This is a genomic window from Amycolatopsis sp. NPDC114484 (assembly GCF_055633755.1).
Window position 1 is genome coordinate 232,487 of sequence record NZ_JBVKDQ010000010.1, and the last position, 25,869, is coordinate 258,355.

At 69.5% G+C, this 25,869-nt stretch carries 20 protein-coding genes; 8 read left to right on the top strand and 12 right to left on the bottom strand.

Features of this window, described 5'->3' with window-relative positions; all coding sequences use genetic code 11:
• Window positions 1-20 precede the first annotated feature (20 nt).
• On the bottom strand, window positions 21-512 hold the full coding sequence (locus tag ACZ7SW_RS25025; RefSeq protein WP_470232781.1) for a hypothetical protein: 492 nt from the start codon (window positions 510-512) through the stop codon (window positions 21-23).
• A 40-nt stretch (window positions 513-552) separates the two neighbouring features.
• Window positions 553-2,010 (bottom strand): hypothetical protein, encoded by a 1,458-nt coding sequence (locus ACZ7SW_RS25030; protein ID WP_470232782.1) that lies wholly within the window; start codon window positions 2,008-2,010, stop codon window positions 553-555.
• A gap of 239 nt (window positions 2,011-2,249) precedes the next feature.
• Here ACZ7SW_RS25030 and ACZ7SW_RS25035 point away from each other — a divergent pair, with 239 nt between their 5' ends.
• A complete protein-coding gene (locus ACZ7SW_RS25035) occupies window positions 2,250-3,524 on the top strand; it encodes an ATP-binding protein (RefSeq protein ID WP_470232864.1) in 1,275 nt (424 codons plus the stop codon).
• A gap of 44 nt (window positions 3,525-3,568) precedes the next feature.
• Window positions 3,569-4,237 carry a response regulator gene (locus ACZ7SW_RS25040; protein WP_370932133.1) on the top strand — a complete coding sequence of 223 codons (669 nt, stop codon included), beginning with the start codon at window positions 3,569-3,571 and terminating at the stop codon, window positions 4,235-4,237.
• On the opposite strand, the gene ACZ7SW_RS25045 is transcribed toward ACZ7SW_RS25040, so the two are convergent.
• Entirely contained in the window at window positions 4,234-5,142 is a 909-nt protein-coding gene (locus ACZ7SW_RS25045) for a DMT family transporter (protein WP_470232783.1), read from the bottom strand. The two genes, ACZ7SW_RS25040 and ACZ7SW_RS25045, sit on opposite strands and share 4 nt — an antisense overlap.
• 105 nt (window positions 5,143-5,247) lie before the next feature.
• Between ACZ7SW_RS25045 and ACZ7SW_RS25050 the strand changes: the two genes are divergently transcribed.
• Window positions 5,248-6,150, top strand: coding sequence for a LysR family transcriptional regulator (locus tag ACZ7SW_RS25050; RefSeq protein WP_116206532.1), 903 nt, complete (start codon window positions 5,248-5,250; stop codon window positions 6,148-6,150).
• A gap of 7 nt (window positions 6,151-6,157) precedes the next feature.
• On the opposite strand, the gene ACZ7SW_RS25055 is transcribed toward ACZ7SW_RS25050, so the two are convergent.
• The 7 genes from ACZ7SW_RS25055 to ACZ7SW_RS25085 all read right to left on the bottom strand — a co-directional run bounded on the left by ACZ7SW_RS25055 (window position 6,158) and on the right by ACZ7SW_RS25085 (window position 13,700).
• Entirely contained in the window at window positions 6,158-7,324 is a 1,167-nt protein-coding gene (locus tag ACZ7SW_RS25055) for a serine/threonine-protein kinase (RefSeq protein ID WP_470232784.1), read from the bottom strand.
• A gap of 17 nt (window positions 7,325-7,341) precedes the next feature.
• Complete coding sequence (locus ACZ7SW_RS25060) at window positions 7,342-8,979, bottom strand: serine/threonine-protein kinase (RefSeq protein ID WP_470232785.1); 1,638 nt, start codon at window positions 8,977-8,979, stop codon at window positions 7,342-7,344.
• Window positions 8,980-9,191: 212 nt separating this feature from the next.
• The gene (locus ACZ7SW_RS25065) at window positions 9,192-10,091 is read right to left on the bottom strand and encodes a hypothetical protein (RefSeq protein ID WP_470232786.1); all 900 of its coding nucleotides are present in this window, start codon (window positions 10,089-10,091) and stop codon (window positions 9,192-9,194) included.
• Between the two features lie 254 nt (window positions 10,092-10,345).
• Window positions 10,346-12,094, bottom strand: coding sequence for a hypothetical protein (locus ACZ7SW_RS25070; RefSeq protein ID WP_470232787.1), 1,749 nt, complete (start codon window positions 12,092-12,094; stop codon window positions 10,346-10,348).
• A gap of 347 nt (window positions 12,095-12,441) precedes the next feature.
• Window positions 12,442-12,747 (bottom strand): hypothetical protein, encoded by a 306-nt coding sequence (locus ACZ7SW_RS25075; protein WP_470232788.1) that lies wholly within the window; start codon window positions 12,745-12,747, stop codon window positions 12,442-12,444.
• Window positions 12,748-12,804: 57 nt separating this feature from the next.
• Window positions 12,805-13,101 (bottom strand): chorismate mutase, encoded by a 297-nt coding sequence (locus tag ACZ7SW_RS25080; RefSeq protein ID WP_009072470.1) that lies wholly within the window; start codon window positions 13,099-13,101, stop codon window positions 12,805-12,807.
• Between the two features lie 164 nt (window positions 13,102-13,265).
• The gene (locus ACZ7SW_RS25085; RefSeq protein ID WP_470232789.1) at window positions 13,266-13,700 is read right to left on the bottom strand and encodes a DUF1707 SHOCT-like domain-containing protein; all 435 of its coding nucleotides are present in this window, start codon (window positions 13,698-13,700) and stop codon (window positions 13,266-13,268) included.
• Window positions 13,701-13,834: 134 nt separating this feature from the next.
• Between ACZ7SW_RS25085 and pcrA the strand changes: the two genes are divergently transcribed.
• Complete coding sequence (gene pcrA, locus ACZ7SW_RS25090) at window positions 13,835-16,246, top strand: DNA helicase PcrA (protein ID WP_470232790.1); 2,412 nt, start codon at window positions 13,835-13,837, stop codon at window positions 16,244-16,246.
• A 1,495-nt stretch (window positions 16,247-17,741) separates the two neighbouring features.
• Here the strand turns inward: pcrA and ACZ7SW_RS25095 are convergent.
• The gene (locus ACZ7SW_RS25095) at window positions 17,742-18,431 is read right to left on the bottom strand and encodes a M23 family metallopeptidase (RefSeq protein ID WP_370940578.1); all 690 of its coding nucleotides are present in this window, start codon (window positions 18,429-18,431) and stop codon (window positions 17,742-17,744) included.
• Window positions 18,432-20,888: 2,457 nt separating this feature from the next.
• On the opposite strand from ACZ7SW_RS25095, the gene ACZ7SW_RS25100 reads away from it, so the two are divergent.
• On the top strand, window positions 20,889-22,430 hold the full coding sequence (locus tag ACZ7SW_RS25100) for a hypothetical protein (protein ID WP_470232791.1): 1,542 nt from the start codon (window positions 20,889-20,891) through the stop codon (window positions 22,428-22,430).
• Window positions 22,431-22,447: 17 nt separating this feature from the next.
• On the opposite strand, the gene ACZ7SW_RS25105 is transcribed toward ACZ7SW_RS25100, so the two are convergent.
• On the bottom strand, window positions 22,448-22,714 hold the full coding sequence (locus ACZ7SW_RS25105) for a hypothetical protein (RefSeq protein ID WP_470232792.1): 267 nt from the start codon (window positions 22,712-22,714) through the stop codon (window positions 22,448-22,450).
• 151 nt (window positions 22,715-22,865) lie between these two features.
• Between ACZ7SW_RS25105 and sucC the strand changes: the two genes are divergently transcribed.
• From sucC to ACZ7SW_RS25120, 3 genes are all read left to right on the top strand, one after another.
• Window positions 22,866-24,035: an ADP-forming succinate--CoA ligase subunit beta gene (gene sucC / locus ACZ7SW_RS25110; RefSeq protein WP_182894576.1), complete on the top strand. Its 1,170-nt coding sequence runs from the start codon at window positions 22,866-22,868 to the stop codon at window positions 24,033-24,035.
• Between the two features lies 1 nt (window position 24,036).
• Window positions 24,037-24,927 (top strand): succinate--CoA ligase subunit alpha, encoded by an 891-nt coding sequence (gene sucD, locus ACZ7SW_RS25115; RefSeq protein ID WP_470232793.1) that lies wholly within the window; start codon window positions 24,037-24,039, stop codon window positions 24,925-24,927.
• 216 nt (window positions 24,928-25,143) lie between these two features.
• Entirely contained in the window at window positions 25,144-25,860 is a 717-nt protein-coding gene (locus tag ACZ7SW_RS25120) for a DUF5336 domain-containing protein (protein ID WP_470232794.1), read from the top strand.
• Window positions 25,861-25,869: the final 9 nt, after the last annotated feature.

Sequence of the window (25,869 nt, forward strand, 5' to 3'; positions counted from 1 at the left end):
AGAGGTTCGCGATGTGATCACTAGTTGTCAATTTTCCTGTTCAGCTGTTCGAAGGACTGGGTGTGCGCGCTTTCGGCTTCCCGGTAGTTTTTGCGCGCAATGGCAAGTGCTTCTTTCGCGGATTCGACGGCGTCCCTCATGAGGATCAAGTTGGGCAGCATCGCGTCGTCGCCTACGGCTGCCACTTCAACATTGAACCCAGCTACCAAGACTGAGTACTGGGAGCTTCCCATCTCGGCGAATTGAGTGAGGATGGCCAAGTCATGCGCCATCTGATTGTATCCGCTGAGAAAAAAATCGCATGCTTTCATGTATGCGTTGAAGCCAGCCTCATTGACTGCGAAAGAGCCGTTTTGAGCCAGTGTCTTCAGCGTGTTCCCAGCGGTTTTCATCTTCTCCGCGGCTTCGTGGCTACCCGGGCCTTCGGTTAGCCCAGCCAGGAAGTCGTTGCCTGCGGTGCCCGCGGCGGGAGAGCTTCCGGCCGAGGGTTTCGGGTCCCAGACGGTTGGCATCGATTGCTCCTAGGTCTGTCGATTCAAGGGAGGGAAAGAATCAGCCGCCGAGAACCGGAGGAGTGATCTTCTCCCCGTCCGGTCCTCGTTCCGGCTTGACCTCGAAGACCTCGTCCGGATCGATCTGCGTCGGGATCTTGTTCTTGTGTTCCTTGTCCTCTTCCTTCTTCTTCCCAGCACCCGCCGCACCCGCGCCCGCACCAGCGGCACCCGGCTTCCCGCCCTTCCCGGCGTTCGCGGCAGCAGTAGCCCCGCGCTCAAGCCGTTCGGCCGCACCCTTGCCGCCGGACTCGCCCGGCTTCCCGGAACCACCCGAACCAGCACCGCCAGTCACCCGGCCGCCCGCACCGCCCCGGCCAGCGCCGCCCGATCGGCTACGCGGAGTGTCTTCGCCGGAACCGGAGTTCCCGCCGCCGCCGCCCATAGCGAGCCCCTCCGGAGAGAGACGGCCGCCGATGTTCGAAGTGGTCCGCAGGTTGTTCCCGCCCCCCGATACCGCGGGGTTGCTGAGCGGCCCAGTACCGGTGTTGAGCCCCGGCCCGGGGCTGTAAGGGACACTCGGAGGGTTGCCGCCGCCCCCAGGTGGGAAGGAGTTGACCGCAGCAGGACCGCCAAGCGGCGGATTCGTACCAGTGAACCCATTCCCCGGCCCGCCAGCCACCGGACCGGACCCGCCAGGTCCGGCATAAGGTCCGCTGGAAGCCCCACCAGGCACAGTCACCGGCGCGGCACTGCTCGCGTGTGTGCTGTCGTTGTTCATCTGCGGCGGCGGCGAATAAACCGGCTGCGTGGTCGACGTCTCGTGGTACGTCGTGTCCAGCCCGTGCATCACCTGGACCGCCTGCTGGTGCGCCGCGTCGGCCTGTTGTTGTTTGACCGCCACGTCGTTCAGCGCGATCACGCCCTGCAGAGGGTTGCCGTTCTGGAACTGCTCGGTCGCCTTGGCCATCTCGGCCTTCTGATTGAACCCGGTCGGCTCCGGCATGTTCTTGTGCGCGTAGTCGGCCGCCGCGGACTGCTGGGAGTAGCGGTTCGACACCAGCTGCATCGCGCTGCCGGTTTTCTCCGTGTGCTCGGCCGTGCTCTGGAAGAACGAGTGCGCTTGCGTCGCGGCCGTGCCCTGCCACTCCGCGCCCGCGGTGTTGGCCGCGTCGCGGAACTGGTTGGACGCGTCGGCGAGCCAGTTGCCGTACGTGTTCGTCACGCGGCTGCGGTCGTTGATGCCCTCGAAGTTCAAGCCCTCGTTGACCATTTTGTGCAGGTCTTCGTGGCTGTACGACGCGTAGTTCGCGTCCGGCGCGGGTGCGTCGCCCCGGGTTTGCTGGCCCTGGAGCAGCTGCTGGCCCTGCTGGACCGAGTACTGCGAGGCGTCCCGCTCGGTGGCGCCGCGCGTCTCCGGCGAGTCCACGCCCACGGAGAAGATCTGGTTCACGTCCTGCGTCCGGGCGTAGTAATCGCCTGCGGACTCGACGTGCTCCGCGCGATGCTGCTCGGTCATCCGGCCTCCCCGCCCCGTGTACGCACTGTGATCGCTCGCCCCCTGCATCGTACCGAGTCCCGGCGGGCGGCAGGGAGGTTCGCGGAATTTCCCCTCGGGCGGCCGTCTGGGGGAATTGATCAGGGCCTTCCCCGATGTCCGTGCCGCTCTCGCGTGTGACGATGGGACTCGTGCAGGACTTTCTCGACATCAGTGCCCCAGGGCGGGTTTCCTCAGCCGACGAGGAGCCCTCGGCACTCATGTCCGCCCAGGCGATGGAGGTCGCCGAACCCGAACCGCGGCCCAAGATGTACCGGCGACGCTCCGGACGGGCGGTCGCGGGCGTCGCGAGCGGGCTCGCCGATCACCTCGGGGTCCCGGTCGGCTGGGTCCGCGTCGTGTTCGCGCTGCTGGCCGCGCTCAACGGGGCCGGGCTGCTCGCCTACGGCCTGCTCTGGGTGTTCGTCCCGCAGAGCTCGGAGGAGAACGAGACCGCGCCCAAGCCCCGCGACCGGCAGCAGGCGTATGGGCTGATCGCGCTCGGTATCGGTCTCGCGATCGCCAGCAGCACGCTCACCGGCGCCATCCGCGGCTGGGTCGCGGTGCCGCTCGCGCTCGCCGCGCTCGGTGCGGCGGTCGTCTGGCGGGAGGCGGACGAGTCGCAGCGGCGGCGCTGGCGCGTCGGGGCCCGGGACGGACTGGTCGGCGAGGGCGGCAGGCTCGCGGCGATCGTCCGGATCCTCGCCGGGGTCGCGCTGGTGGCCACCGGCATCGGCTTCGTGGTGTTCGCCAGCGGCGACTTCGACCAGGTCAAGTTCGCCCTGATCGCGGTGCTCGCGACGCTGATCGGCGTCGCCGTCCTCACCATCCCGTTCTGGCTGCGGCTGGTCCGCGACCTCGGCGAGGAACGCCAGGCCCGCATCCGTACCGACGAACGCGCCGAGATCGCCGCGCACCTGCACGACTCCGTCCTGCAGACCCTCGCGCTGATCCAGCGCCAGGCCGACCAGCCCGCCGAGGTCGCCCGCCTCGCCCGCGGCCAGGAACGCGAGCTGCGCGGCTGGCTGTACGGCCCCGGCGGCTACGGCAAACCCAGCGACAAGCGGACCAAGGAAGAGGAAGAAGGCGTCCGGCAGCAGCTGTCCGAGGCGCTCGCCGCGGCGTGCGGCGAGGTCGAGGACCAGTTCGCGATCTCGGTCGGCCAGGTCGTGGTCGGCGACGCCGAGCTGAACCCGCCGCTCACCGCGCTGGTGCAGGCCGCCCGCGAGGCGATCGTCAACGCGGCCAAACACGCCGGCGTCGACGAGGTCAGCGTGTTCGCCGAGGTCGAGCCCACCGAGGTCACCGTGTTCGTGCGCGACCGAGGCAAGGGCTTCGACCCGGACGTCGTGCCCGCCGACCGGCACGGCCTCGCCGACTCGATCCGCGGCCGGATGGAACGCCACGGCGGCACCTGCAAGCTGCGCACCGCGCCCGGCGAAGGCACCGAAGTCCAGCTCGCCATGCCGGTGAAAGCGAGCAAAGGGGTGGCGTGACCTCGCTATGCTCGGGGGCAGGCGAAGCGAGGGAGTGGGCAGTCGTGACGGAAAGCCAGCGGGAACCGGTCAAGGTCTTCCTCGTGGACGACCACGCGTTGTTCCGCGCGGGAGTGCGCACGGAGCTCGATTCGATCACCGACGAGGTGCAGGTCGTCGGTGAGGCCGGGTCGGTCGCCGAAGCGGTCGCCGGCATCGTGCGCACCAGTCCGCAGGTCGTGCTGCTCGACGTCCACATGCCCGACGGCGGCGGTGCCGAGGTGCTCCGCCGCGTGCGCCCGGAGCTGCCGGACGTCGTGTTCCTCGCGCTGTCGGTGTCCGACGCGGCGGAGGACGTCATCGCAGTCATCCGCGCCGGCGCGCGCGGCTACGTCACCAAGACGATCTCGTCGAAGGAACTCGTCCGCGCGGTGGTCCGGGTGGCCGACGGCGACGCGGTGTTTTCCCCGCGGCTGGCCGGTTTCGTCCTCGACGCCTTCGCCGACCGTCCCGGCTCCGCGCCGATCAACGACCCCGAACTGGACCTGCTCACCCCGCGCGAGCGCGACGTTCTGCGCCTGCTCGCCCGCGGTTACGCGTACAAGGAAATCGCGTCCGAGCTGTTTATCTCGGTGAAGACGGTCGAGACGCACGTGTCGAGCGTCCTGCGCAAGACCCAGCTGTCCAATCGCTACGAGCTGTCCCGCTGGGCCTCGGACCGCCGTCTCGTCTAAGCCGGAGTCAGTTCTTCTTCCGGAGCCACCGCCGGTTTCCGCTGCAACCTGGTCAGCGCGACGCCGACGAGCACCACGAGCATGCCCGCGATCACGCGCAGGTTCAGCTGCTCGTGCAGGAAAACCGCGCCCAGCAACACCGACACCACCGGAAGCAGATAGCCGACCACCGACGCGGCCACCGCGCCTTCGCTCGCCAGCAATTGGTAGTTGAGCGCGAACGCGATCCCGGTCGAACCGAGGCCGAGGATCACCACCGCGATCAGCGCGACCGGGCTCAGATGCACCGGAGTGAACCCGCCGAACGGCATGGCCAGCACCAGAAACCCCGTGGCCAGCAGCATTTGCCCGGCCGCGATCGCGTACGGCGAGGAGCCGGTGCTCGACAGGTACCGTCCTTCGTAGACGAACGCGAACCCGTAACTCGCCGCGGCGGCGAGGCAGGCCAGCGCACCCCAGCTTAGTAGTCCGGACGCCTGCCACGGCGCGAAAATCAGCAGGATCCCGCCGAGCCCGATCACCAGACCGGCGATCCGCGTCGCGTTCATCCGGCTCGACGCCCCGAGGAACGGGGCCGCCACGAGCACCCAGAGCGGGGTGGTGGAGTTCAGCACCCCGGTGATTCCGGAGTCCACAGTGGTCTCGCCGACCGCGAAAAGCAGGAATGGCAAGGCATTGTGGAAGAACGCCGCGACAAGCAGATGTCCCCAGGTGCTCCGCTGCGCGGGGAGGCTCCGACGCCCGATCAGGCACAGCGCCAGCAGCGCCGCCGCGCCGAGGACGAGCCGCGCGAGCACCAGTTGCACCGGTGAAAACGCTTCCAGCCCCAGCTTGATCCAGAAAAAACTCGATCCCCACATCAACGCGAGCGCCGCGATCCTCAGCAGCGTCTTCGTCTCGCCCACCCCAGGTTCCTCCTTCGCCTCACTAGCCAGCTTTGCCGCGGTGAGGTGTAAGGACAAGCGAAAATAACTGCAGGGACGATTAAGCAAAGCTGTAGGATTGAAGCCATGCTCGATGTGCGGCGCATGCAGGTGCTGCGCGCGGTGATCACGAGCGGTTCGATCACTGCTGCGGCAAGGAATCTCGGGTACACGCCGTCGGCGATCAGCCAGCAGCTGGCGGTGCTCGAACGCGAAGCGGGCACGCCGTTGCTGGAACGCGTCGGCCGCGGCGTCCAGCCGACCCCGGCGGGGACGCTGCTGTCCGAACACGCCGAGACGCTCAGCGCGGAGCTAGCCCGAGCCGAGGCCGCGCTCACCGAGCTGAAGGAAGGCCGTACCGGCAAGCTCGCCATCCGCTACTTCGCTACCGCTGGCGCGACGATGGTGCCGTACGCGGTGGCCGCGCTGCGTCGCGAACACCCTGGCGTGTGGCTCGATCTCAAGCTCATCGACCCGGGCGACCCGCTCACCGAGGTCGAAGAAGGCCGCGCTGACCTGGCGATCATCGTGTACCCGCGGCCCTCGGAGCCGGGCCGGGGCATCGAGCTGGTGCCGCTGCTGGACGATCCGTACCGCGCGGTGCTGCCGCGTGCGCACCGGCTGGCCCGCAAACGCGTGCTCGACTTGACCGACCTCGCCGACGAACCGTGGGTCGGCGTCGATCCGATCCCCGGCGCGTGCCGGGCGATCCTGGAAGGTGCCTGCGCGTCGGCCGGTTTCCACCCGAACGTCGTGGTCGAGTCCGAGGACTATCCGTCGGCGCAAGGGTTCATCGCCGCCGGGCTCGGCGTCGGGCTGGTTCCGGAGCTGGGGCTGGGCACGCCGCATCCGGGCGTGGTGGTGCGCCGCGTCCGCAATCCGCAGCCGAGCAGGCACATTCACGCCGCGGTGGCCGCACGGGTCGCGGGCAGCCCGGCCGTGCAGACATTCCTCGAAGCCATGCAAGAGGCGACCGAGAACGTCGCCTGACACAGGCTCAGACGAAAAGCAGCTGCGAGACGCCGATCCCGATCAGGATCGCGCACAGGATCGCCGCGACGGTGAGGATGATCCGCCGTCGTGCGGCCGCCTTCTCGCGAGCAGCGGCCTGAGCGGACGCGGCCTGCTGCGCCGGGGTGGGCATGTAGCGGGCGGTCGGCTGCTGCATCGCTTGCTGCATCGGCTGCGCCGGTGCGGGAGCCTGCGGCACCTGCTGGACCGGAAGCTGCATGAGCGGAGCCGGTTGCTGCGCGGGCATCGGCTGCTGCGGCGGCAGGATCCGCTGGGTGGCGTCCGGCTGGATCTGCTGCGTGGCTTCGGCCGGATTGGGCTGCTGCGCCGGCACCGGCCGCGACGTCGGAACGGGCGGCAGCGCGGGCGCGGTCGGCGGGATGAACGCGGTCTGCTCGCGCCCGACGGTGATCGCCTTCAGCGCGTGCACGGTGTCGTCCATGGTCGGCCGGGCCGACGGGTCGGGGCGCAGCATCTTCTGCAACGCCCCGGCGAGCGGGCCAGCGTTCTCGGCAGGCCGTTCCGGAGACTGGCCGTCGTCGCCGAACGGCGGCACCCCCTCGACCGCCGTGTACAGCGTCGCGCCAAGGGAGAACACGTCTGCAGCTGCCGACGGGGGAGCGCCACGGGTGACCTCAGGAGCCCGGTAAGCGGCGTGCGGGCCGCCGCCGGTGATGCCGATGTCGGTCAGCTTGACGCTGCCGTCGTCCGCGAGCAGGACAGTGTTCGGTTCGAGCGTGCGGTGGACGATGCCCGCCGAGTGGATCGACGCCATCGCGTCGCCGAGCTGAATGCCCAGGAACGCGGCCTGCTCCGGGGTGAGGCGGCCGTGCTCGGCGAGGAACACCGACATCCCGCGCGAAGGGATGTACTCCATCACCAGCCACACGTCCTGGCCGTCGGGCAGCACGTCGTACACCGTGATCGCGCACGGATGGTCGATCCGGGCCGCGGCCTTACCCTCTTCCATCGCCATCGCGCGGGCCTGTTCGGCGCGCTCCGGCGGCAGGCCGACGGGCAGGTACATGCGTTTGACGGCGACGGTCCGGAACAGCCGCGTGTCGAACGCGAGCCACACGATGCCCGCGCGGCCGCGTCCGATCGGCTGGTCGAGCCGGTACCGCTCGCCGACGATGCTGCCTTCTGAACTCAATGCTGTCCCTGGATCGCTTAGCTGGTCGCTGTCGGCGGCGCTGTCGCCGAGGTCTCCGACTGCGGCGGCTTGGTCTGCGACTGCTTGGTCTGAGACACCCGAGTCTGAGACGGTTCCTGCGTCGGAGTGTCCTCCGCCGTAGTTGACCGCTTCGAGTGCCGCGTCGACTGGGTCTCGCGGGTCGCGCTTTCCCGGAAAGACGTAGGCGGGGACGTAGTGGTTGCTTCCGAAGGCGGCTGTGTGACGGAAGTCGGCGCGACCGCGGAGGACGAAACAGGCGGGGCCGGCTGCGAGGCGTCCGGCGGATTGCCCGGAGTCAGCAGCCACACGCCGAGCGCGACCAGGCCGACCACCACGACGCCGCCGATCAGCGCGGGCTTCTTCCAAGCGCCGGGCTTCTCGTCATCGTCGTCCTCGGGCGCGGTCTGTACCCGGGTCCGAGGTGCGGGTTCCTCGTCGTACGGGTTGTCCTCGTAGTGCTCCGGCACCGGGACCGCGCGCGTGGCGGCGAGGCCGTTGCGGCTCGGGTCGCCGTAGAGCGGCGGCTCCTGGTAGCCGTCCTGCTGGTAGCCGCGGTCGTCGTAGTCGTCCTCCGGGTAACCGGAGCCCGGCGGGTACGGGTCCTCGCCGTAGTACTGCTGCGCGCTCGGGTCGTACTGCTGCGTGACGCCCGGGTCGTCGAGCAACGTGCCGGAGTGGCTGGCCTGCTCGTCGTCGGGGTGCAGCAGACCGGCCGCCGCCGCGCCGCCCGCCGCACCGAGCGCAGCCGAGCCGAGGGTGCCCGAGGACGAGGCCAGCATCGTCTCGCCGGCCGGGCCGCCGAGCGGGGTCTCGCCGCGCGCGACGGCGGACAGCAGCTCCTCGCATTCGTCGGCGGTGGGCCGGTGCTGGGTCTCCGGGTGCAGCAGCACCGCGAGCACGCTCGCCAGCGGACCGGATTGACGCGGCGGGTTGATCTGCCCGGCCGCGACCGCGTGCAGCAGGCTCAGCGTGTTCTCGGACAGGCCGAACGGCGGCTGTCCCTCGCAAGCGGCGTACAGCGTGGAGCCGAGGGAGAAGACGTCTGACTCGGGGCCGGGGTCGCCGCCGATCGCGACCTCGGGGGCCAGGTAAGCGGGGGTGCCCGCGATCATCCCGGTCTTGGTGACCGTGACGTCGTCCTTGGCGCGCGAGATGCCGAAGTCGGTGATCTTCACGGTGCCGTTGCCGGCGAGCAGGATGTTGCCCGGCTTGATGTCGCGGTGCACGATGCCGACCGCGTGCGCCTCGCGAAGGGCGGCGGCGATCTGCGCGCCGATCCGCGCGACCTCGATCGGCGGCAGGGTGCCCTTTTCCTGCAGCACCTGCGCCAGACTGGTGGAAGCCAGGTATTCCATGATCAGGCAGGGCTGGCCGTTGTCGTCGGTGACGACGTCGAACACGGAGATCGCGTTCGGGTGGTGCAGCCGGGCGGCGATCCGGCCCTCGCGCATGGTGCGCTGCCGGGCGTCCTCCGCCTCGTGGTTCTCAAGCCCGGGCTGGAGAAGAAGCTGCTTGATGGCGACCGTGCGGCCCAGCACCTCGTCGTGGGCGCGCCAGACGGCCCCCATCGCGCCGGAACCGATCTTTCCGACGATCCGGTACCGGTCGGCGACCAGACGACCCTCGTCGCTCACGCGACCTCCCTTTGGGGCTCCGACTTCCCGGGGCGGGACTTGTCTACCCCAAAGGGGTGAGTTCGAACCCGCCGCAGCACCGGAGCGTAGGCACCTGCTGTGGACCGTGCGCCGGTTTTGCCGAGACCGACCCGTGACAAGGCTAGGCGCTCACTCTGCGCACACGCACGCGGCACACTTCCGACGACCCGGCATAACCACGTTCGCGCAGGTCAGGAGTAGACCGCGGACAGGACGCGGGCCTGGGAGATCACATCCTGCTCGACGACGTCGAACAATTGGGTCACGCGCACCAGGGTGCCGTCGGCCTGGTGGACCAGCGCCACGGCGAAGACCGAACCGTCGTCCTGGACGTGCAATTCCTGGACGTCGATCGAGTCGGCGCCGCTCCACGCGCGGACCAGGTCGCCGGTTTCGCCGCGCGCGACGCTCGGCGTGAGCAGCGAAAGCGCGTTCTCCGGGTGGTGGTCGATCGAGGCGTAGAACTTGCGCACCGCTTCGAGCTTCACCGGACCCGGCGCGGCCGCCGACGAGGTGGCGGACTTGTTGTGCGACTCCGAAGAGGACGGGGCGCTCGGCGAAGAAGACGACGAGGTGCCGGAGGTGGTCTGCGGAGTCGTGGTGCCCGAATTCGACGGCGTAGTCGCCGCGGAGTCGGTGTGCTTGGACTGCGTCGTGCTTTCGCTCTGCCCCGACGTCGTGCCGCCGGACGAGTGGCTCTTGCGTTGCTGCGGCACGGCTTGGCCGCCGAGCGCTGCCGCGCCGCTGAACCCGGCCGGCATCGCGGTTTCCTTGGCGATCGGAACTGTGGGCCGCGGTCCGCCGCTGAGCAGCGAGGCGGTGACGACGGCACCGGCGACGAGCGCGCCCGCCCCGACGAGCCCGGCCAGCTTCGCGCGGCGGGCGAGCTTGCTTTCGGGCTCTTCGACGGGTTCCTCGGACCGGACGACCGGGCGGTGGGTGCGCGGCGGCAGGTATTTCTGCGGTTCGCGGAACACCTGCTCGAGATACTCGCGGTCGGCTTCGGCCACGTCCTCGAGCAGTTCCGGCGGGATCACGTCCTCGACGCGCACGGCGTCGGGTTCTCGCCGGGTTCGCTGCCGTTCAAGCACGAAAATCCTCGCTCTGGGGTTCGGGGCGGGACCCGACACGGTGGCGGTGTCCCCGGGCGGCCCGGACAGCCGATTCGTGGTCGGCGCCGAACCTGGTAGTCGCCAGGTAACCCTGTGCCGACAGTCGGCCGCCAGACTCCGTCGCCGGAATGCCGCCGTCGTACGACGAACGGCAGCTTATGTCACCCAACCGGACGAGGGAACAACCGCTCACCGCTCCGCACGTGCATCGGCATTTGCAGACAGTGTGCTGGTCAGTGGCCGTCGTCGGTGATCTTGCCGTTGTCGTCGAAGGCGAGCGTGCGCTCCTCGGTGCTCTTGCTGCCGTCCTGGTGCGTGACCTCGACGGTGTTCACCGTGGTGCCGTGCTGCGGGTCGATGGTGACCTTCTTGACCTCGAAGTACGCGACGTTGGCGTAGCGCTTGCGCAGGCCCTGCGGACCCTCTTGCTTGAGGTCGCCGGACGTGACCGACGAGGCCTCCGACGGGTCGGTGGTGACGTTGTTGAAGAACTTCTCCGAGTTGTTGCCCATCGTGTTCGGATCGGCGGCCGTGAAATAAGGGTCCTTCGTTTCCCGCTGAGCGGGCGTGACCGGAGGCTTCTGCGGCGGCTCGCTGGACGAGGGCGAGTCCGTGGTGGTCGGCGCGGACGTCCTGCTGCCGGTGCCGGGTCCAGGCGACGTGGTCACGTCGGCGGAACTGCTGCTCGCGGAGCTGCTCGGACCGGTGCCCTGCTGCGGGTACGTACCGTTGTCCGAGGTGACGCCGTCCGGGCTGGTGCTGGTGCCGTCGCGCGGGCCGGAGCCGCCGACGCCGCCGTGCTGCCCGTTCGGGATGAGCGCGCTGAGGTTCGGGTTGCCGCCGTTCTGCCTGCCGGGCCAGCCGCCGCCGCCGACCGCGTCGGTCGTCGTGGTGGTGGGCCCGCCGACCAGGAACGTTCCGGCGAACAGCAGTCCGACGACCACCGCGCCGGACGCGCCGGTGGCGAACCACGCGGCCTTGCGCCAGGTCTTCGGCGGAGTGACCGACGCGGGCACCGAGCCGAGATCGAACGTGCCGAGGCCGTCCAGCAGCGGCGCGGCGTACACGCGCACCTCGTCGTCCTGCTGCTCTTCTTTCTCCTGCGTCGAGACGGCGGGCTCGCCGAGGGTGACGCGCTGGCGCCGGGGCGGCTCTTCCGCGACCGCGTTCAGCTCGACGCGTTCGCGGGGGCTGTCCGGCCGGTTGGCCAGCGCGGCGGAGGTGGTGGCGACTCGTTCCTGGCGGGTGCGTCGGGTCGGCTGGGGGAGCGCGCTCGCCGACGGGGCGAAGGCGCGGTGCTCCTCGGGGATCTGGTCCTGCGGGGGCGCGAAGGCGGCGCGGGATTCGGTCCGGCGGCTCGGGGATTCCGCCTGCCGGGCCGTCGGAGCGGCTCGGCGGCTCTGCGATTCGGTTGGCCGGCCAGGGGAAACGACGGTCTGACGGGGTTCGGCCAGCCGATCCGGGACGGCGGCCTGGCGGCGTGCGGGTTCGACGGACGCTCGGCGGTCCTGCAGCTCGACGGGGGCTCGGCGGCCTTGCAGCTCGACTGGCATCCGGCGACCTTGCGGCTCGACCGGCGCTCGGCGACCTTGCAGTTCGACTGGCATCCGGCGGCCCTGCGGCTCGACCGGTGCCCGGCGGCGCTGCGGCTGCGGCAGCGGGGGCTCGCCGATCGGCAACGTGCCGCTCGCGGTGGGGAAAGCCGGCTGGTTCGGGGCCGGGCGGTTGCCGTCATCGGGCACCCGGTTCGCGCGCGGAGCCGGTGCGCCGCGCTGCTGCGGATTCTCGCTGCCTCGCTGCCGCTGCGCCGGAGCGGCCGGGCCGGTGCGGTGCCGGTGATGCCCGGCGGCGCGAGGCGGCACCACGGGAGTCCAAGTGCCGTCGGCGCGAACGCGGTGCCGTCCGGGGACGGTGACCTCGGCGTCCGACACCGCGCCGGGACGGTCAGCGTGCCGCGAACCGCCCATCGTGTTTCCCGTCATGCCGGTCCGACCCCTCCGCGAGAGGGGCGTGACGGCACCGGGGCGATCGTCAACCCGAACGGAGCAGGGATCCGGAGAACGGCGCTTGCGTCCACACTTGCGAACTCCCGAGCAAATGCACGCGCACGCGGAGAACGGCGCGCGGAGCCGCAGCTCCCGCGCGTCCTCCGGGCATAGCCCGGCATAGACGCCAGGGTCCTCACGGACTTCACAGTAGGAAACCGGCAGGCGAATGTCTTCACCCATCCTGCAACTTGCACCGGTTTCACTCGACCGGGCGCGCCCGAACGGGCGGCACGTCACGCAGCGCAGCAGGACGCCCGGTATTTCCCCAGTTCGGGGGCTAATCAGCCGCCGCTGCGGTACTTCGCCTGCGTCGACTGGAGGGCCTTCACCGACGTCGCGCCGCTACCGACCGCGATGACGATGGCGAGGATGTCCAGCACGACGTTGCCCGAAGTGAGCAGCCAGGCGAACAGCGAGGCCGCGGTCGCACCGCCGGCCAGCGCCCAGCGGCCGCGCACGTACTGCGCCACCGGAGCCCCGCCCGCCCGTTTGCCCGCCGCGTTGTTCAGCATTGCCAGGTAGCCGACGTGGCCGAGGGACGCCAGCACGCTCGCGATCGCGATGATGACGGCGATGAGGTTAATCATGTGTCCAGTCTGCCCGGTTTCCGTGCGGAGCGAATCGGGGATGCCCCGGATACCGGGTCAGCGGCCCAGCCTGCCGCGGCCGAGGTTCAGCAGCAGCATCGCCAGCTGACGGCCCTCCGGACCCAGTTCGCGGTAGCGCGCCAGCACGTCCATCTCGCGGTTGTAGACGATTTTCGTGCCGCCCGCGGCCATCCGGGCCGCGCCGATGGTCTTCGACACCTCTACCCGGCGCTTCACGAGCCGGAGGATTTCGGAGTCGAGCCAGTCGATCTCCTCGCGAAGCGAAGAGATGTCCTCGCCCGCCGGGGTGTGCTCGGCGGGCTGTCCGTCGGCGTTCTGCGTCTGCGCGTTCATCGGGACCTCTCTGAAGTCCGGACTCCCTGTGGCCCAGGGACGGCGAAAGCCCCGGGTCCAGTGGACTCCGGGGCTGCGGGTGATGGCGGGTGGGGCACTACGCGATCACGGGAGCCGGAGTCCGGGTCCCGTAAAAAAATCGCTCGCTGCTGTGCCGCACGGGTTCAGTATGGCACAGGCGCGCCCGGTCGCCGCCGGAACGCCCGCACCCGCGCGTGCAGCACAAGGCTGATGAACAGCCAGAACAACGGCATCGCCGGCCAGAAGAACAGCGCGCCGCCGATCGCCCATCGCACGATCAGCAAGGTCGCGAGCACCGCGACGATCCCGAGATGGACGCGCAACGCCGGATGTTCGCGCAGGGCGGCCCGGGTGAGCGGCCAGCCGCCGCCGCGCGGTCGTACTGGCTCCGCGCGGGGAAGGTCGGAGGTGAGTTCGCCGAGTTCGTCGGTGTAGCGGACGGCGTAGACCGCGCGCAGCCGCTCCTCCACCTCTTCGAGAGTGAGCCGTCCTTCGGAACCGGCGGCCTGGATGGTCTCGGCGACGCGCTCGCGGTCGCCGTCGGAAGCCCTCAGCCGGGCGGGAATCTTGTCGTCCATACCGTTCGATGCTCCGCGTCGCGACGGCCTCGCGCGTCGGACGCGAGGCGACACTGCGGCGTACGTCCGGAAGCGCAGGCCGACCCCGTGGCTGTTCCGGGACTGTCGTACCCCCGGGGTAGCGTTGACAGACGATGGACACCCTCTTCGATCTCCCCGCAGACCCGCCCGCCCGCGCTGCCCGGCCGGGAACCGCAGACCTGCTCGAGGACCTCAACCCCGCCCAGCGCGAGGCGGTGACGCACGCCGGAGGTCCGCTGCTGGTCGTCGCGGGAGCCGGATCGGGCAAGACACGTGTGCTCACGCGCCGGATCGCCTACCTGCTCGGCCAGCGCGGCGTGCATCCGGGCGAGATCATGGCGATCACGTTCACCAACAAGGCCGCCGCCGAGATGCGCGAACGCGTCGCGGCGCTCGTCGGCAAACGCGCGAACGCGATGTGGGTGTCCACGTTCCACTCGATGTGCGTGCGAATCCTGCGCCGCGAGGCGAAAACGCTCGACATGTCGTCGAGTTTCTCCATCTACGACTCGGACGACACGAAGCGGCTCATCACGCTCGTGGCGCGCGATCTCGACATCGACCCGAAGAAGTACGCCGCGCGCACGCTCGCGGTGCACATCTCGAACCTGAAGAACGAGCTGGTCGATCCGGACGAGGCGGCCTCGAAGGCGGCCAACGATCTGGAACGCCGGGTCGCCGAGGTCTACACCGAGTACCAGCGCAGGCTGGCGAGCGCGAACGCGTTCGACTTCGACGACCTGATCATGCGGACGGTGTCGTTGCTGCAAGCGTTCCCGGACGTCGCTGAGTACTACCGGCGGCGCTTCCGGCACGTTTTGGTCGACGAGTACCAGGACACCAACCACGCGCAGTACACCCTGGTGCGCGTGCTGGCCGGCACCGAAGCGACGGACACCGGCATCGAGCCCGCCGAATTGTGCGTGGTCGGCGACGCGGACCAGTCCATCTACGCCTTCCGCGGCGCGACCATCCGCAACATCGAGGAATTCGAACGCGACTTCCCGAACGCGCACACGATTCTGCTGGAGCAGAACTACCGTTCCACGCAAACGATCCTGTCCGCGGCCAACGCGGTGATCGCGCGCAACCCCAACCGGCGGGCCAAGCGGCTGTGGACCGATTCGGGCGACGGCGAGAAGATCGTCGGCTACGTGTCGGACAACGACCACGACGAGGCCGCGTTCGTCGCCGGGGAGATCGACTCGCTGGCGGAGAAGGGCGAGGCGGACTACTCCGACGTCGCGGTGTTCTACCGCACCAACAACCAGTCGCGAGTGTTCGAGGAAATCTTCATCCGGCTGGGCCTGCCGTACAAGGTCGTCGGCGGGGTGCGGTTCTACGAGCGGCGCGAAGTGCGGGACATGATCGCGTACCTGCGCGTCCTCGCGAACCCGGACGACACGGTCAGCCTGCGGCGGATTCTCAACGTTCCCAAGCGCGGCATCGGCGACCGTGCCGAGGCAGTCGTGGCCACCCACGCGGAACGGGAGCGGATCTCGTTCTGGGCCGCGCTGCGTGACGCGGTCGAGGACAAGGTGGCGCTGTTGAACCCGCGCTCGGCCAAGGCGATCACCGGATTCGTGACGCTGATGGACGAACTGCAGGAGATGGCGTCGTCCGGCACCGAGGTGCACGACCTGCTCGAAGCGGTCCTGGAGCGCACCGGCTACCGCGCGGAGCTCGAGGAATCGGACGACCCGCAGGACGCGTCGCGCGTCGAAAACCTCACCGAACTGGTGACGGTGGCGCGTGAATTCGCGGAGTTCACCGCCGAGGTCACCAACGACGAGAACGCGGAACTGGTCCTGGACGACGGCGTCCCCGCTCCCGGTTCCCTCCCGGCTTTCCTGGAACGGGTTTCCTTGGTCGCGGACGCCGACTCGATCCCCGCCTCAGACGGCGGCGAGGAAGGCGACGGCGGTGCGGGCGTGGTCACGCTGATGACCGTGCACACCGCCAAGGGCCTGGAGTACCCGGTCGTCTTCTGCACCGGATGGGAAGACGGAGTCTTCCCGCACATGCGCGCCCTGGGCGATCCCGCGGAGCTGGCCGAAGAACGCCGACTGGCCTACGTGGCGATCACCCGTGCGCGGCAACGGCTTTACGTGTCGCGGGCCCTCACCCGGTCGGCTTGGGGACAGCCGCAGATGAACCCGGCTTCCCGCTTCCTGGACGAGCTGCCCCCGGACCTCGTCGACTGGCGTCGTCTCGAACCGTCCTCGCCCGGCTTCGGAAACTTCGGCTCCTCTTCTGGTTCCTCCTCCGGCCCCCGAGCCGCGACGACGTGGGGTCGCCGGTCCTCGACGTCGACGTCTTCGAGCTCGCCGTTCGGGAAGGGCTGGAAGGAGACGGTGGCACTGAAGCTGGACGTCGGAGACCGGGTGAGTCACGACAAGTACGGCCTGGGCACAGTCATCTCCTGCGACGGCATCGGCCCGCGCGCGACGGCAACGATCGACTTCGGAGCTTCGGGCAAGGTCCGGCTGATGCTGATCGGCAGCGTGCCCATGGTGAAACTCTGACGGCTGCCGCGGTTTCGGAGGTGTGATCCTCCGTGCCGGGGTGCCGGGGTGCCGGGGTGCCGGGGTGCCGGGGTGCCGGGGTGCCGGGGTGCCGGGGTGCCGGGGTGCCGGGGTGCCGGGGTGCCGGGGTGCCGTTCGATCTGGCTTCTTGTTAGCGAGCCCCGTCGCCTGGGCCGGATTTCCGATCCTGTTCGCCAGCAGGGCGGGCAGAACAAGCCGGGGCCGAGCTTCCAGAGCCCGCCCGCTGCGCTCGCCAATCTCGTACCCGTGCCACGACTACTCCGCGGGTTTGCTCCAAGGCGGTTCACCTCGGCAGCGACTTGCTGCGCCGATAACCGGCACAGCCCCGGTCTGCCCTTCTGCTTCCGCGCGGTGCCGTAGCGCCGATACTGGATGTCTCTCTGAGCGCTAACCCTTGAACTTCTAGCGCGCGAGCGCTCCCAGCGCACACAAGCCGTCCGCGCCCGATGCCTTGTCCCGCCTCCGTTCTGGACATTTTTCGCCGGACCGAGTGAACTCCCCAGCGGTCCGCCCGATCTTGTCGGTCCCCTCCGGCATACTTGGCTATATCGAACACAAGTTCGATGAAGTGCGGTATGCTGTGGAAGGGGCGTAGGGGGATGGACGCGGTGCTGTTTGGGGTATTTGCCGCTGGGGTACAGGAGTACTTGAGGAGAGTCGCGGGGACGGTTGCTGTGGGGACGGCGACCCGGCCAGCTCGGGACGTGCCAGGGGATGTGGCACGGCTGGCCGCGGCGTGGCGTGCGTTGCTGAGGCAGCACGCATTGGGACCAGACGGCAGATGTGTCGTCTGCGGAGGAGTGTCGCGCGCCGACGAGGGGATCGCGCGATGGATGCCGTGGCGAAGACGCGCGGATCTGTGCACGGTATGGCAGGTAGCCGTCGCCTATTTCGTTCGCCGCCTTCCCGGCAGCGATCCGTGATGCCCGTCGATCAGCATCGCTCACACCTGACGCCTTAGGTCAGCTCAGACGTTTACGCATGGTCCGCCGCAGCTTCCTTGCGGCCGGGTCGCGGAGCGGCTTCCACACGGTGCACTACGACGAAAGCAGGCCCGATTGACCGATTTTCTGCTGCGCCACGCGGACTGCGTACACGCGGTACGGCTCAGCGCCCACAGATTTCCTGCGTGCTAAGCAGATTCCGCTGCTACTCGCCAGGGTGACCCGTGCAGTTCAAGCTCAGACGGCGACGGCCGTGCCGCGGCAGTTGTCACTGCACCGGTTGCCTAGCAAGCGAAACGTGCGATTCAAGCCCCGGCGGTGACCGTCGTGCGGCAGCAGATGCGAGCGCAGCGATGTCTGACCGGCGAGGCGTGCAGGCCGAGCTCGGACGGCGATCGTCGTGCGGTGGCAGGTGCTAGGTGCACCAGTTGCCTGACCCAGCGAGACCTGCGGTTCAGCCTCAGGTGGCGACCGCCGTGCAGAAGCAGGTTGTCACTGCACTGGTTGCCCGGCGAGCGAGAATGTGCAGGTCAGCTGACGTTCACACCGCGGGCGGCGAGCCACGGGCGCGGGTCGATCTTCTTGCTGCCGTCCTGCCACACCTCGAAGTGCAGGTGCGGGCCGGTGCTCTCGCCGCGGTTGCCGATCTCGGCGATCTGCTCGCCGCACTTGACCTTCTGGCCCTCGCGGACGGAGAAGCTGTTCATGTGGCCGTAGACCTGGATGGTGCCGTCGTCGAGCTGGACGCGTACCCAGAGGCCGAAACCGCTGGCGGGGCCGGCCTGGATGACGGTGCCGTCGGAGGCGGCGTAGATCGGGGTGCCGATCGAGTTGGCGATGTCGATGCCGAGGTGGCTCGTGCCCCAGCGGGCGCCGAAGCCGGAGGTGAACGTGCCGTGAGCGGGCATGCAGGTCTTCGGACGGGCAGCCTCTTCGGCGGCCTGGCGCGCGGCTTCGGTTTCCGCCTGCACGCGGGCCTTGGTGACCTTGGCGCTGTCGGCCATCTTCGCGGCTTCGGCGGAGGCGTCGACGGCGTGGCCGGTCGGCAGCAGTTCGGGAGCTCCCCCGGAGCCCGCGCTGCCGAGGGTGAACGAGGCGCTCGCGTTCTGTGCGTTGGCGAGCGGGGTGACCGCGGCGTCGGAGTCTCCGCCGCTGGTGGACTTGAGGGTCTGCCCGGCGGCGGCTGCGGCGAACGCGCCGGCCGCGACGGCGGCGACCACGACCCGCCCGCGAAGGGCGGAGGAGGGCGGGGCGATGCGGTGCTGTCCCCGGACGCGGATGACTGCACCGTCCAGTGCGTCTTTCAGCGCCGGGGAAGGGGCTTGGCCGCCGGGGGAGCGGTGTGAAGCCAAGACAGAGCCTTCCATCGTCGGGGAGTCGGGCGGAAGCGAACTCGGGCGGGGGATCCCGTGAACGAACCTCGGGGGTGATTCGCTCAGCGTTCTGCTTCGTGACCTGACTGTAATGGGGACCGCAGGACAGTAACGAAGCGGCGCCTCAATGAGCAAGACGCGACCGGGCTTTCGGCCGAACGAGTGGCGCGCATCGAGCTTCTAGCTGTGGAAACTACCCAAAGTTAATCGGGAACTACTTCACTAGATGTGGCCTGAGTCACATACGTTCGGATGGCCCAGCGCCGTCGGGGCCCTCCTGGCGGCCTGGCGGACGAAATAACCGGCTGCCCGGGCGCGTTGAAGCAGTTTCACGCCGAGTATTGTGATGACGCTCACTCACGCTGGGCCCGCAGTCACTCTTCGACGGCTTCGTCTCGCGACACTCCGCGCCCACTCTCCGGCGATGGATCTTTCCCGCCCAGAGCCGCCTGGACCGCAGGCCGAGACCGGGTCCGTCAGAGCCCTGGAGGCTGTTGGGTCCTGGATGCTGCTGGGTTACGCGCTCCCGGCAGGCCCGGGCCGCCCACTCGCGAGCCGTCACCCTGCCTGGGCGGTGCCTTTCGCGGCTCTGCCTGGGGGTTTCTTTCGCGGCTCTGCTCGGAGATGTAGCTGGGCTACGCGCCACCGGCAGGTCCAGGCCATTCCCTGCGGACCTGTTACCCCGATCAGGCGGAGCCCCCTCGTGACACCCCGGCCAGGCGGAGTCTCTTCAGGACGCTCCGGCCAGGCGAAGCTCCTCGTGACACCCCGGCTAGGCGGAGTCTCTTCAGGATGCTCCGACCAGGCGAAGCCCCTCACGGCACCCCGGCCAGGCGGAGCCCCTCACAACTTGCCTCGGAGATGCGGTCGTCCCCTGAGAGATGCGGCCGGTCACCTGCCCTCCCCGGCAGGTCCCGGCCACCCCCGTCCCCGGCCGATCGTCCCCACGATCTGCCAGTGCCTGTCGCGACTCCCTCCGCGACCCCGGCCGGTGCCTGCCCTCCGGCAAGCCCTGGCCGTCTCCGTCCCTGTCAGGTCCTCCCCGGCCTGACAGGGACGGAGCTCGCGGCTCCCCTCCGCGACGTGGCCGTCACCTGCCCTCCCCGGCAGATCTCGGCCCTCTCCACCTCAGTCCCGGCAAGCCGTCCCCACGACCTGCCGGCACCCGTCGCGGCTCCCCTCCGCGACCTGGTCGGGCACCTGCCACGAACAGGTATCCGACCTCGTCCATCGCCCCCGCGATGTGTCCCCGTGCTTCGTCCCGCGCCGGAGTGACGCCCCGAACGCCACTCCCTTACGCGACTTCCCCGAAGTTTTTTCCCGACGCTCCCTCCGGCACGGTTCGGTCCCTCTGCCGTCGAGACCTCCGGTCCGCGCCCCTCTTACGCGAATCGGGGATTTTTTCTTCGCACCTGTCAGACGCGCGGGCACGGCCCGAGGTTCATCCGACGCGGAATTCACCTGGAAGTGCGTTCCGGCCTGGTCGAGGCGGCCCTGCCGTCCGCCTGCCGGGACCGGTCCTTGCTAGCGTCGCGAGCGATGACTCCGCCGACCCCAGAGCCTCCCGACGGCGACTCCGCCCCGGACACCCCAGGCCCTCCCGCCGGATCCCGGCGTCCCAGCCTCGCCGAGCGCAAGGCCGCCGCCCGCGCCCGAGCCCGCCGCGACGCCGGTCGCGCGAAATCGGACCCATCGGACTCCGCCGACAGCCCCGCCGACGCATCCCGTCGCCGTGGAAAGGCTTCCGCTGGGAGTCCGGCTGACTCGTCCGGTCGCGAGGAGCCGGGGGCAGCGGGTGGCCCGGCCGTCCCACCCGGTCGAGGAGATGCGTCCGCCTCGTCACCTGAGACCTCCGAACGCCCTCGCGACGAGGCAGGCGTGACCAGCCGCCAAAACCCCGACGCTGACCCGGGCGAGCGGAGGTCGGCACCCCGCACCATCCCAAGCCGCCAAGACTCCGGCGGTCGAGACTCAAGCGGCCGAGACTCAGGCCGCCGAGACTCAGGCCGCCAAGACTCCGGCGGCCAAGACTCGAGCCGCCAAGACTCGAGCCGCCAAGACTCGAGCCGCCAAGACTCGAGCCGCCAAGACTCGAGCCGCCAAGACTCGAGCCGCCGAGACCCAAGCGGTCGCGAGGCCCCACCCCTCCTAGACCTCACCGACCAAACCCCCTCCCCAAGGCTCCGAGCCGCCACCGCCCTCCTCGGTCTCGCCGCCCTAGCCCTCGCCGCCGGAGCCATCGCCCCGGTCTCGCCCGACGCCGGGCCCGGCTATCTCTCCTGGCCGCTCCTCGTCATCCTCGCCGTGGTCCCGGCCGGGATCGCGTTCGCGGCGGCTCGCAGCGGGCGGCACGGCCTGGCCGCCGGTCTCGTCACCGGCCTCGCCGCTCTCGCGCCGGGGCGGCTGGTCCTCGATCTCCAATTCCTCGTCAACGGCTCCAAAACCATCCGCCCCGAGCTGTACCTCCCGGACCGCCTGCTCGACCGCAGTGGCGTAGGCGTCGGGTTCTGGTTGCTGATCGCCGGGCACGTGCTCACGCTCGTCGCCGGGATCGTGGCCGCGCAGGTCGTGCGCGAGCGCAACGAGATCGCCGGAGGGAACGACAAACGCCGCTGGCGGCTGATCATTCCGCTGCTCGCGGTAGTCGCCGCGGTCGGACTGCTGATGACCCCGGTCCTCTCGGACGATCCGTTTCTCCTTGCCCGGTCGGCATTCGAGGGACCCGGCCTGGCGCTCGCCGGTTACCTCCTCCTCGCTGGCGCGCTGCCAGTAGCCGCGGTGCTCGGGGTTTCCGCCGGATCCGACGGCGTCGCCCGGGGGACGCTCGGCGGGGTCGTCGCGGCGGTGCTGGCCGTCGCGCTGCCGACGTTCGTTGCTGGGCTGGCCGTGTCGGGGCTGGAAGTCTCGACGGGCGCGTATCTCGCAGTCGTGCCGATGGTGATGGTCCTCGTCCTCACTCCACTTGCGACACCGCAGCAGACGCAAACCGAACGCACCGACCTGGCCGGCGAGGCCCGCGTCCCGGGGCTCACCATCTGGCGCACGCTCACCGCTCTGCTCGCATTGCTGACCGGAATCGCGGCGGCGATCGGCGCGTACGCTCCGCAACTCGGCAACAGCACGGACAGCACCGATAGCCCGGCCCGCTCGCAACTGCTGATCGCGGCAATTCTTGTTGTGTTGCCAGCACCTTTCCTTCTGTCGCGCCGTACCGCGCCGTTCGCGCGCGGGGTGCTCGCGGTGTTGTGGGCCGGTGTCGTTCTCGCCGGAACGGCTGTGCTCAGCACGGCCATCACCGCCTCCGAAGCGACTGGACTCGGCGGACTCGGCGGCGCGATCAATTACCACCTCGGCGCGGGAGCCGTTTTCACCGCGATCGCGCTCGGTCTCGCCGGGCTTGCCGGATTGGCCGCAGTGGTGACCGGCGTCGTGGAACGCGATGACACCGGTACCGAAGGGCCGCGATCCCCAGTTCTGATTCCGGCAGTAATCACCGCGGTGCTGGCCATCGCGACGTTCGGCACACCGGTTTTCACCGCGCAGGATTACTCGACGCCCGGTCTTTGGTCCGATTTCGACACTCCGTCGTGGGGATTGCTCGCCGCGCTGCTCGTCGTTCTCGGGACGCTCGGATTGAGCGTGCGTTCGCGGCCCGGTGCCGCGGCGGCGGGGCTGACTGGAGCGGCGGTGCTTCTCGCGTTGCACGTCGCCGAGATTCCACTGGTCAGTTCCCTGTTCTCCAGCGCGAAGCCGGGCGCGGGATTCTGGCTTGGGCTCGCCGCGGTCGTGGCGGCAGTGATCGCTGTCGCCACTGCGGCCGCCGGTGCGAAGAGTGCGAAGAAGTGAGTCCGCGGCGCGTCGTCCTAGTTGAGCTGGCCGGAGAAACCGCCGCGATTCCGTTGGCGCGAATGCTCCGCGACGCCGGTCTCGAAGTCGTCCACGTAGGACACCTCGACACGACGGAAAAGATCGTGCGCACCACCGAACAGGAGGATCCAGACATTCTGGGCCTCCTCGGCGGTCCCGTCCCCGAAGGCGTCGCTGAAGCGCTTCCCGGCACCGAAGTGGTCGAACTGGGCTCCGAAAGCCCGGAAAAGGCCGCCGAAATGCTTGTCGGTGGGCGGTCTCACACCCTCGGCACACCCTCTGACCGCGCACGGTGACCGACTTCACCAGGTGCGGCGTCCCCTGCGTCTGCGCTGGTCGCTAACCTCGACTGGTCCGACAGCGCGGTCCGGAAAACGGACCACCACAGTGGCGTGTCGTCAGGAGACTGGAGTAGTGGACCTCTACGAGTACCAGGCGAGGGATCTCTTCGCCGCCCACGGAGTACCGGTTCTGCCGGGCGCCGTGGCAAGCACCCCGGAAGAAGCCAAGGCCGCCGCGGAGCAGATCGGCACCCAGGTCGTCGTCAAGGCGCAGGTGAAGGTCGGCGGCCGGGGCAAGGCGGGCGGCGTCAAGCTGGCCCAGACGCCCGACGAGGCGAAGGAGAAGGCGGAAGCCATCCTCGGCCTCGACATCAAGGGCCACATCACGCACCGCGTGCTGGTGGCGGAAGCCTCGGACATCGCGTCCGAGTACTACTTCTCCTTCCTGCTCGACCGCGCCAACCGCACTTTCCTCGCGATGGCGTCGTCCGAGGGCGGCATGGAGATCGAGCAGCTCGCGGTCGAGCGCCCGGACGCGCTCGCCAAGATCCCGGTCGACGCGATCAAGGGCGTCGACAAGGCGACGGCGCTCGAGATCCTGAAGGCCGGCAACTTCCCGGCCGAGATCATCGACGAGGCCGCCGACGTCGTGGTGAAGCTGTGGGAGACCTTCGTCTCCGAGGACGCCACCCTGGTCGAGGTCAACCCGCTGGTCCGCGACCCGCAGGACAAGATCATCGCCCTCGACGGCAAGGTCACCCTCGACGAGAACGCCTCCTTCCGCCACCCGGCGCACGAGGAACTCGTCGACAAGCAGGCCGAGAACCCGCTCGAGGCGAAGGCCAAGGCCAAGAACCTCAACTACGTCAAGCTCGAGGGCGAGGTCGGCATCATCGGCAACGGCGCGGGCCTCGTGATGTCCACTTTGGACGTCGTGGCGTACGCGGGCGAGAAGCACGGCGGCGTGAAGCCCGCCAACTTCCTCGACATCGGCGGCGGCGCGTCGGCGGAGGTCATGGCGGCCGGTCTGGACGTCATCCTCAACGACACCGACGTGAAGAGCGTGTTCGTGAACGTCTTCGGCGGCATCACCGCGTGCGACGCGGTCGCGAACGGCATCGTCGAGGCGCTGAAGATCCTGGGCGACGAGGCCACCAAGCCGCTGGTCGTCCGCCTGGACGGCAACAACGTCGTCGAGGGTCGCCAGATCCTGGCCGACGCGAACCACCCGCTGGTCACCGTGGTGGACACAATGGACAACGCGGCCGACAAGGCTGCCGAGCTCGCCGCGGCAGGTGCGTGAGATGTCGATCCTGATCAACGAGAACAGCAAGGTCATCGTCCAGGGGCTCACCGGCTCCGAGGGCATGAAGCACGCGACCAAGATGCTGAAGTCCGGCACCGACATCGTGGGCGGCGTCAACGCCCGCAAGGCCGGCCAGACGGTCACCATCGAGGGCAAGGACCTCACCGTGTTCGGCACGGTCGAGGAGGCCATCAAGGAGACCGGCGCCGACGTGTCGGTCATCTTCGTGCCGCCGAAGTTCGCCAAGGACGCGGTCATCGAGGCGATCGACGCCGAGATCCCGCTGGCCGTCGTCATCACCGAGGGCATCCCGGTGCACGACTCGGCCTACTTCTGGGCGCACGCGGTCGCGACCGGCAACAAGACCCGGATCATCGGGCCGAACTGCCCCGGCGTGATCAGCCCCGGCAAGTCGAACGCGGGCATCATCCCGGCCGACATCACCGGCGCGGGCCCGATCGGCCTCGTGTCGAAGTCGGGCACGCTGACCTACCAGATGATGTACGAGCTGCGCGACATCGGTTTCTCGACCGCTGTCGGCATCGGCGGCGACCCGGTCATCGGCACCACCCACATCGACGCCCTCGAGGCGTTCGAGAAGGACGCCGACACCAAGGTCATCGTGATGATCGGCGAGATCGGCGGCGACGCCGAAGAGCGCGCCGCGGCCTACATCAAGGAGAACGTGACCAAGCCGGTCGTCGGCTACGTCGCGGGCTTCACCGCCCCCGAGGGCAAGACGATGGGCCACGCGGGCGCGATCGTCTCCGGATCGTCCGGCACCGCCGCGGCGAAGAAGGAGGCCCTCGAGGCCGCGGGCGTCAAGGTCGGCAAGACCCCGAGCGAGACCGCGGTTCTCGCTCGCGAGCTGTACAACAGCCTCGGCTGACCAGCAGCGACTCCACTGGCGGAGGCCGGGCACCGACACGGTGCCCGGCCTTCGTCGTTTCCGCCCGCAACCGATCCGGCGCTCGGTGCGTCCAACGTCGCGGACGCCGAGGGCGAATGCGCTAGCGTGCAGTCACTCGTGAGCGGGGGACGCCGCCGGCGCGCCCGGGCACCGCAGGATCTCGAACCGCCGGTCGATGAGACAGGAGACCTTCCGATGACCTTCCCCAGTGGCGGGCCCGGCTACCCCCAGCAGGGCCAGCCGTCCCAGGGACCGCCCCCGTCGGGCGGGTTCCCGCAGCAGCCCCAGCCGCAGCAGGGCCCGCCTGCCGCGGGTGCCGGAACGCCGCCGAACCTTCCGCTGCTGCTGTCCCTCGGCGTCGCCGGACTCGGGCTGGTGCAGTACTTCCTCGGCTTCGCCGCCGAAGCGGGCACCGCCGGACAGGCCATTCTGTTCCTGCTCGTCGGCGGTCTGCTGTCGGCGATGAACCTGCTGCCCAAGGGACCGAAGACGCTGCCGTTCGCCGCGCTGTTCAGCGTGCTCGGCGGGCTGGGCGCGCTCGACAGTGTCATCTCCGGGCGGTCGTCCGCCATCGTGATCGTGGTGCTGATCCTCGGTCTGCTGCAGATGGCGGCGTCGGTCGCCGTGCTGCTGTTCGAGTACGGCGTGCTCAAGCCGCCGGCTCCGCAGCCGTCCGCCCCGGCGTACCAGCAGCCCTACAGTCAGCAGGGCCAGTACCAGCCGACGCAGTACCAGCCGGCTCCCGGGCAGCAGGGTCAGCAGCCGCCTGCTCCGGGGCAGCAGCCGCCGGCGACGCCGCCTCCGGGCGGACAGGCCACGACGTACGCGCCGCAGCAGGGCCAGTTCTTCCAGCCGCCGGCCGATCAGAACAAACCGGGCACGCCGCCCGGAGGTTTCGGACAGCAAGGCTGATACCCCTTC

What these genes read in the sequence shown, in the direction of transcription:
- ACZ7SW_RS25050 (WP_116206532.1), top strand. Translation starts at nt 5,248, where the DNA reads ATGCTCGATGTGCGGCGCATGCAGGTGCTGCGCGCGGTGATCACGAGC.
- ACZ7SW_RS25070 (WP_470232787.1), bottom strand. Translation starts at nt 12,094, where the DNA reads ATGACGGGAAACACGATGGGCGGTTCGCGGCACGCTGACCGTCCCGGC.
- ACZ7SW_RS25120 (WP_470232794.1), top strand. Translation starts at nt 25,144, where the DNA reads ATGACCTTCCCCAGTGGCGGGCCCGGCTACCCCCAGCAGGGCCAGCCG.
- pcrA (WP_470232790.1), top strand. Translation starts at nt 13,835, where the DNA reads ATGGACACCCTCTTCGATCTCCCCGCAGACCCGCCCGCCCGCGCTGCC.
- ACZ7SW_RS25075 (WP_470232788.1), bottom strand. Translation starts at nt 12,747, where the DNA reads ATGATTAACCTCATCGCCGTCATCATCGCGATCGCGAGCGTGCTGGCG.
- sucD (WP_470232793.1), top strand. Translation starts at nt 24,037, where the DNA reads ATGTCGATCCTGATCAACGAGAACAGCAAGGTCATCGTCCAGGGGCTC.
- ACZ7SW_RS25035 (WP_470232864.1), top strand. Translation starts at nt 2,250, where the DNA reads ATGTCCGCCCAGGCGATGGAGGTCGCCGAACCCGAACCGCGGCCCAAG.
- ACZ7SW_RS25085 (WP_470232789.1), bottom strand. Translation starts at nt 13,700, where the DNA reads ATGGACGACAAGATTCCCGCCCGGCTGAGGGCTTCCGACGGCGACCGC.
- ACZ7SW_RS25030 (WP_470232782.1), bottom strand. Translation starts at nt 2,010, where the DNA reads ATGACCGAGCAGCATCGCGCGGAGCACGTCGAGTCCGCAGGCGATTAC.
- ACZ7SW_RS25080 (WP_009072470.1), bottom strand. Translation starts at nt 13,101, where the DNA reads ATGAACGCGCAGACGCAGAACGCCGACGGACAGCCCGCCGAGCACACC.
- ACZ7SW_RS25025 (WP_470232781.1), bottom strand. Translation starts at nt 512, where the DNA reads ATGCCAACCGTCTGGGACCCGAAACCCTCGGCCGGAAGCTCTCCCGCC.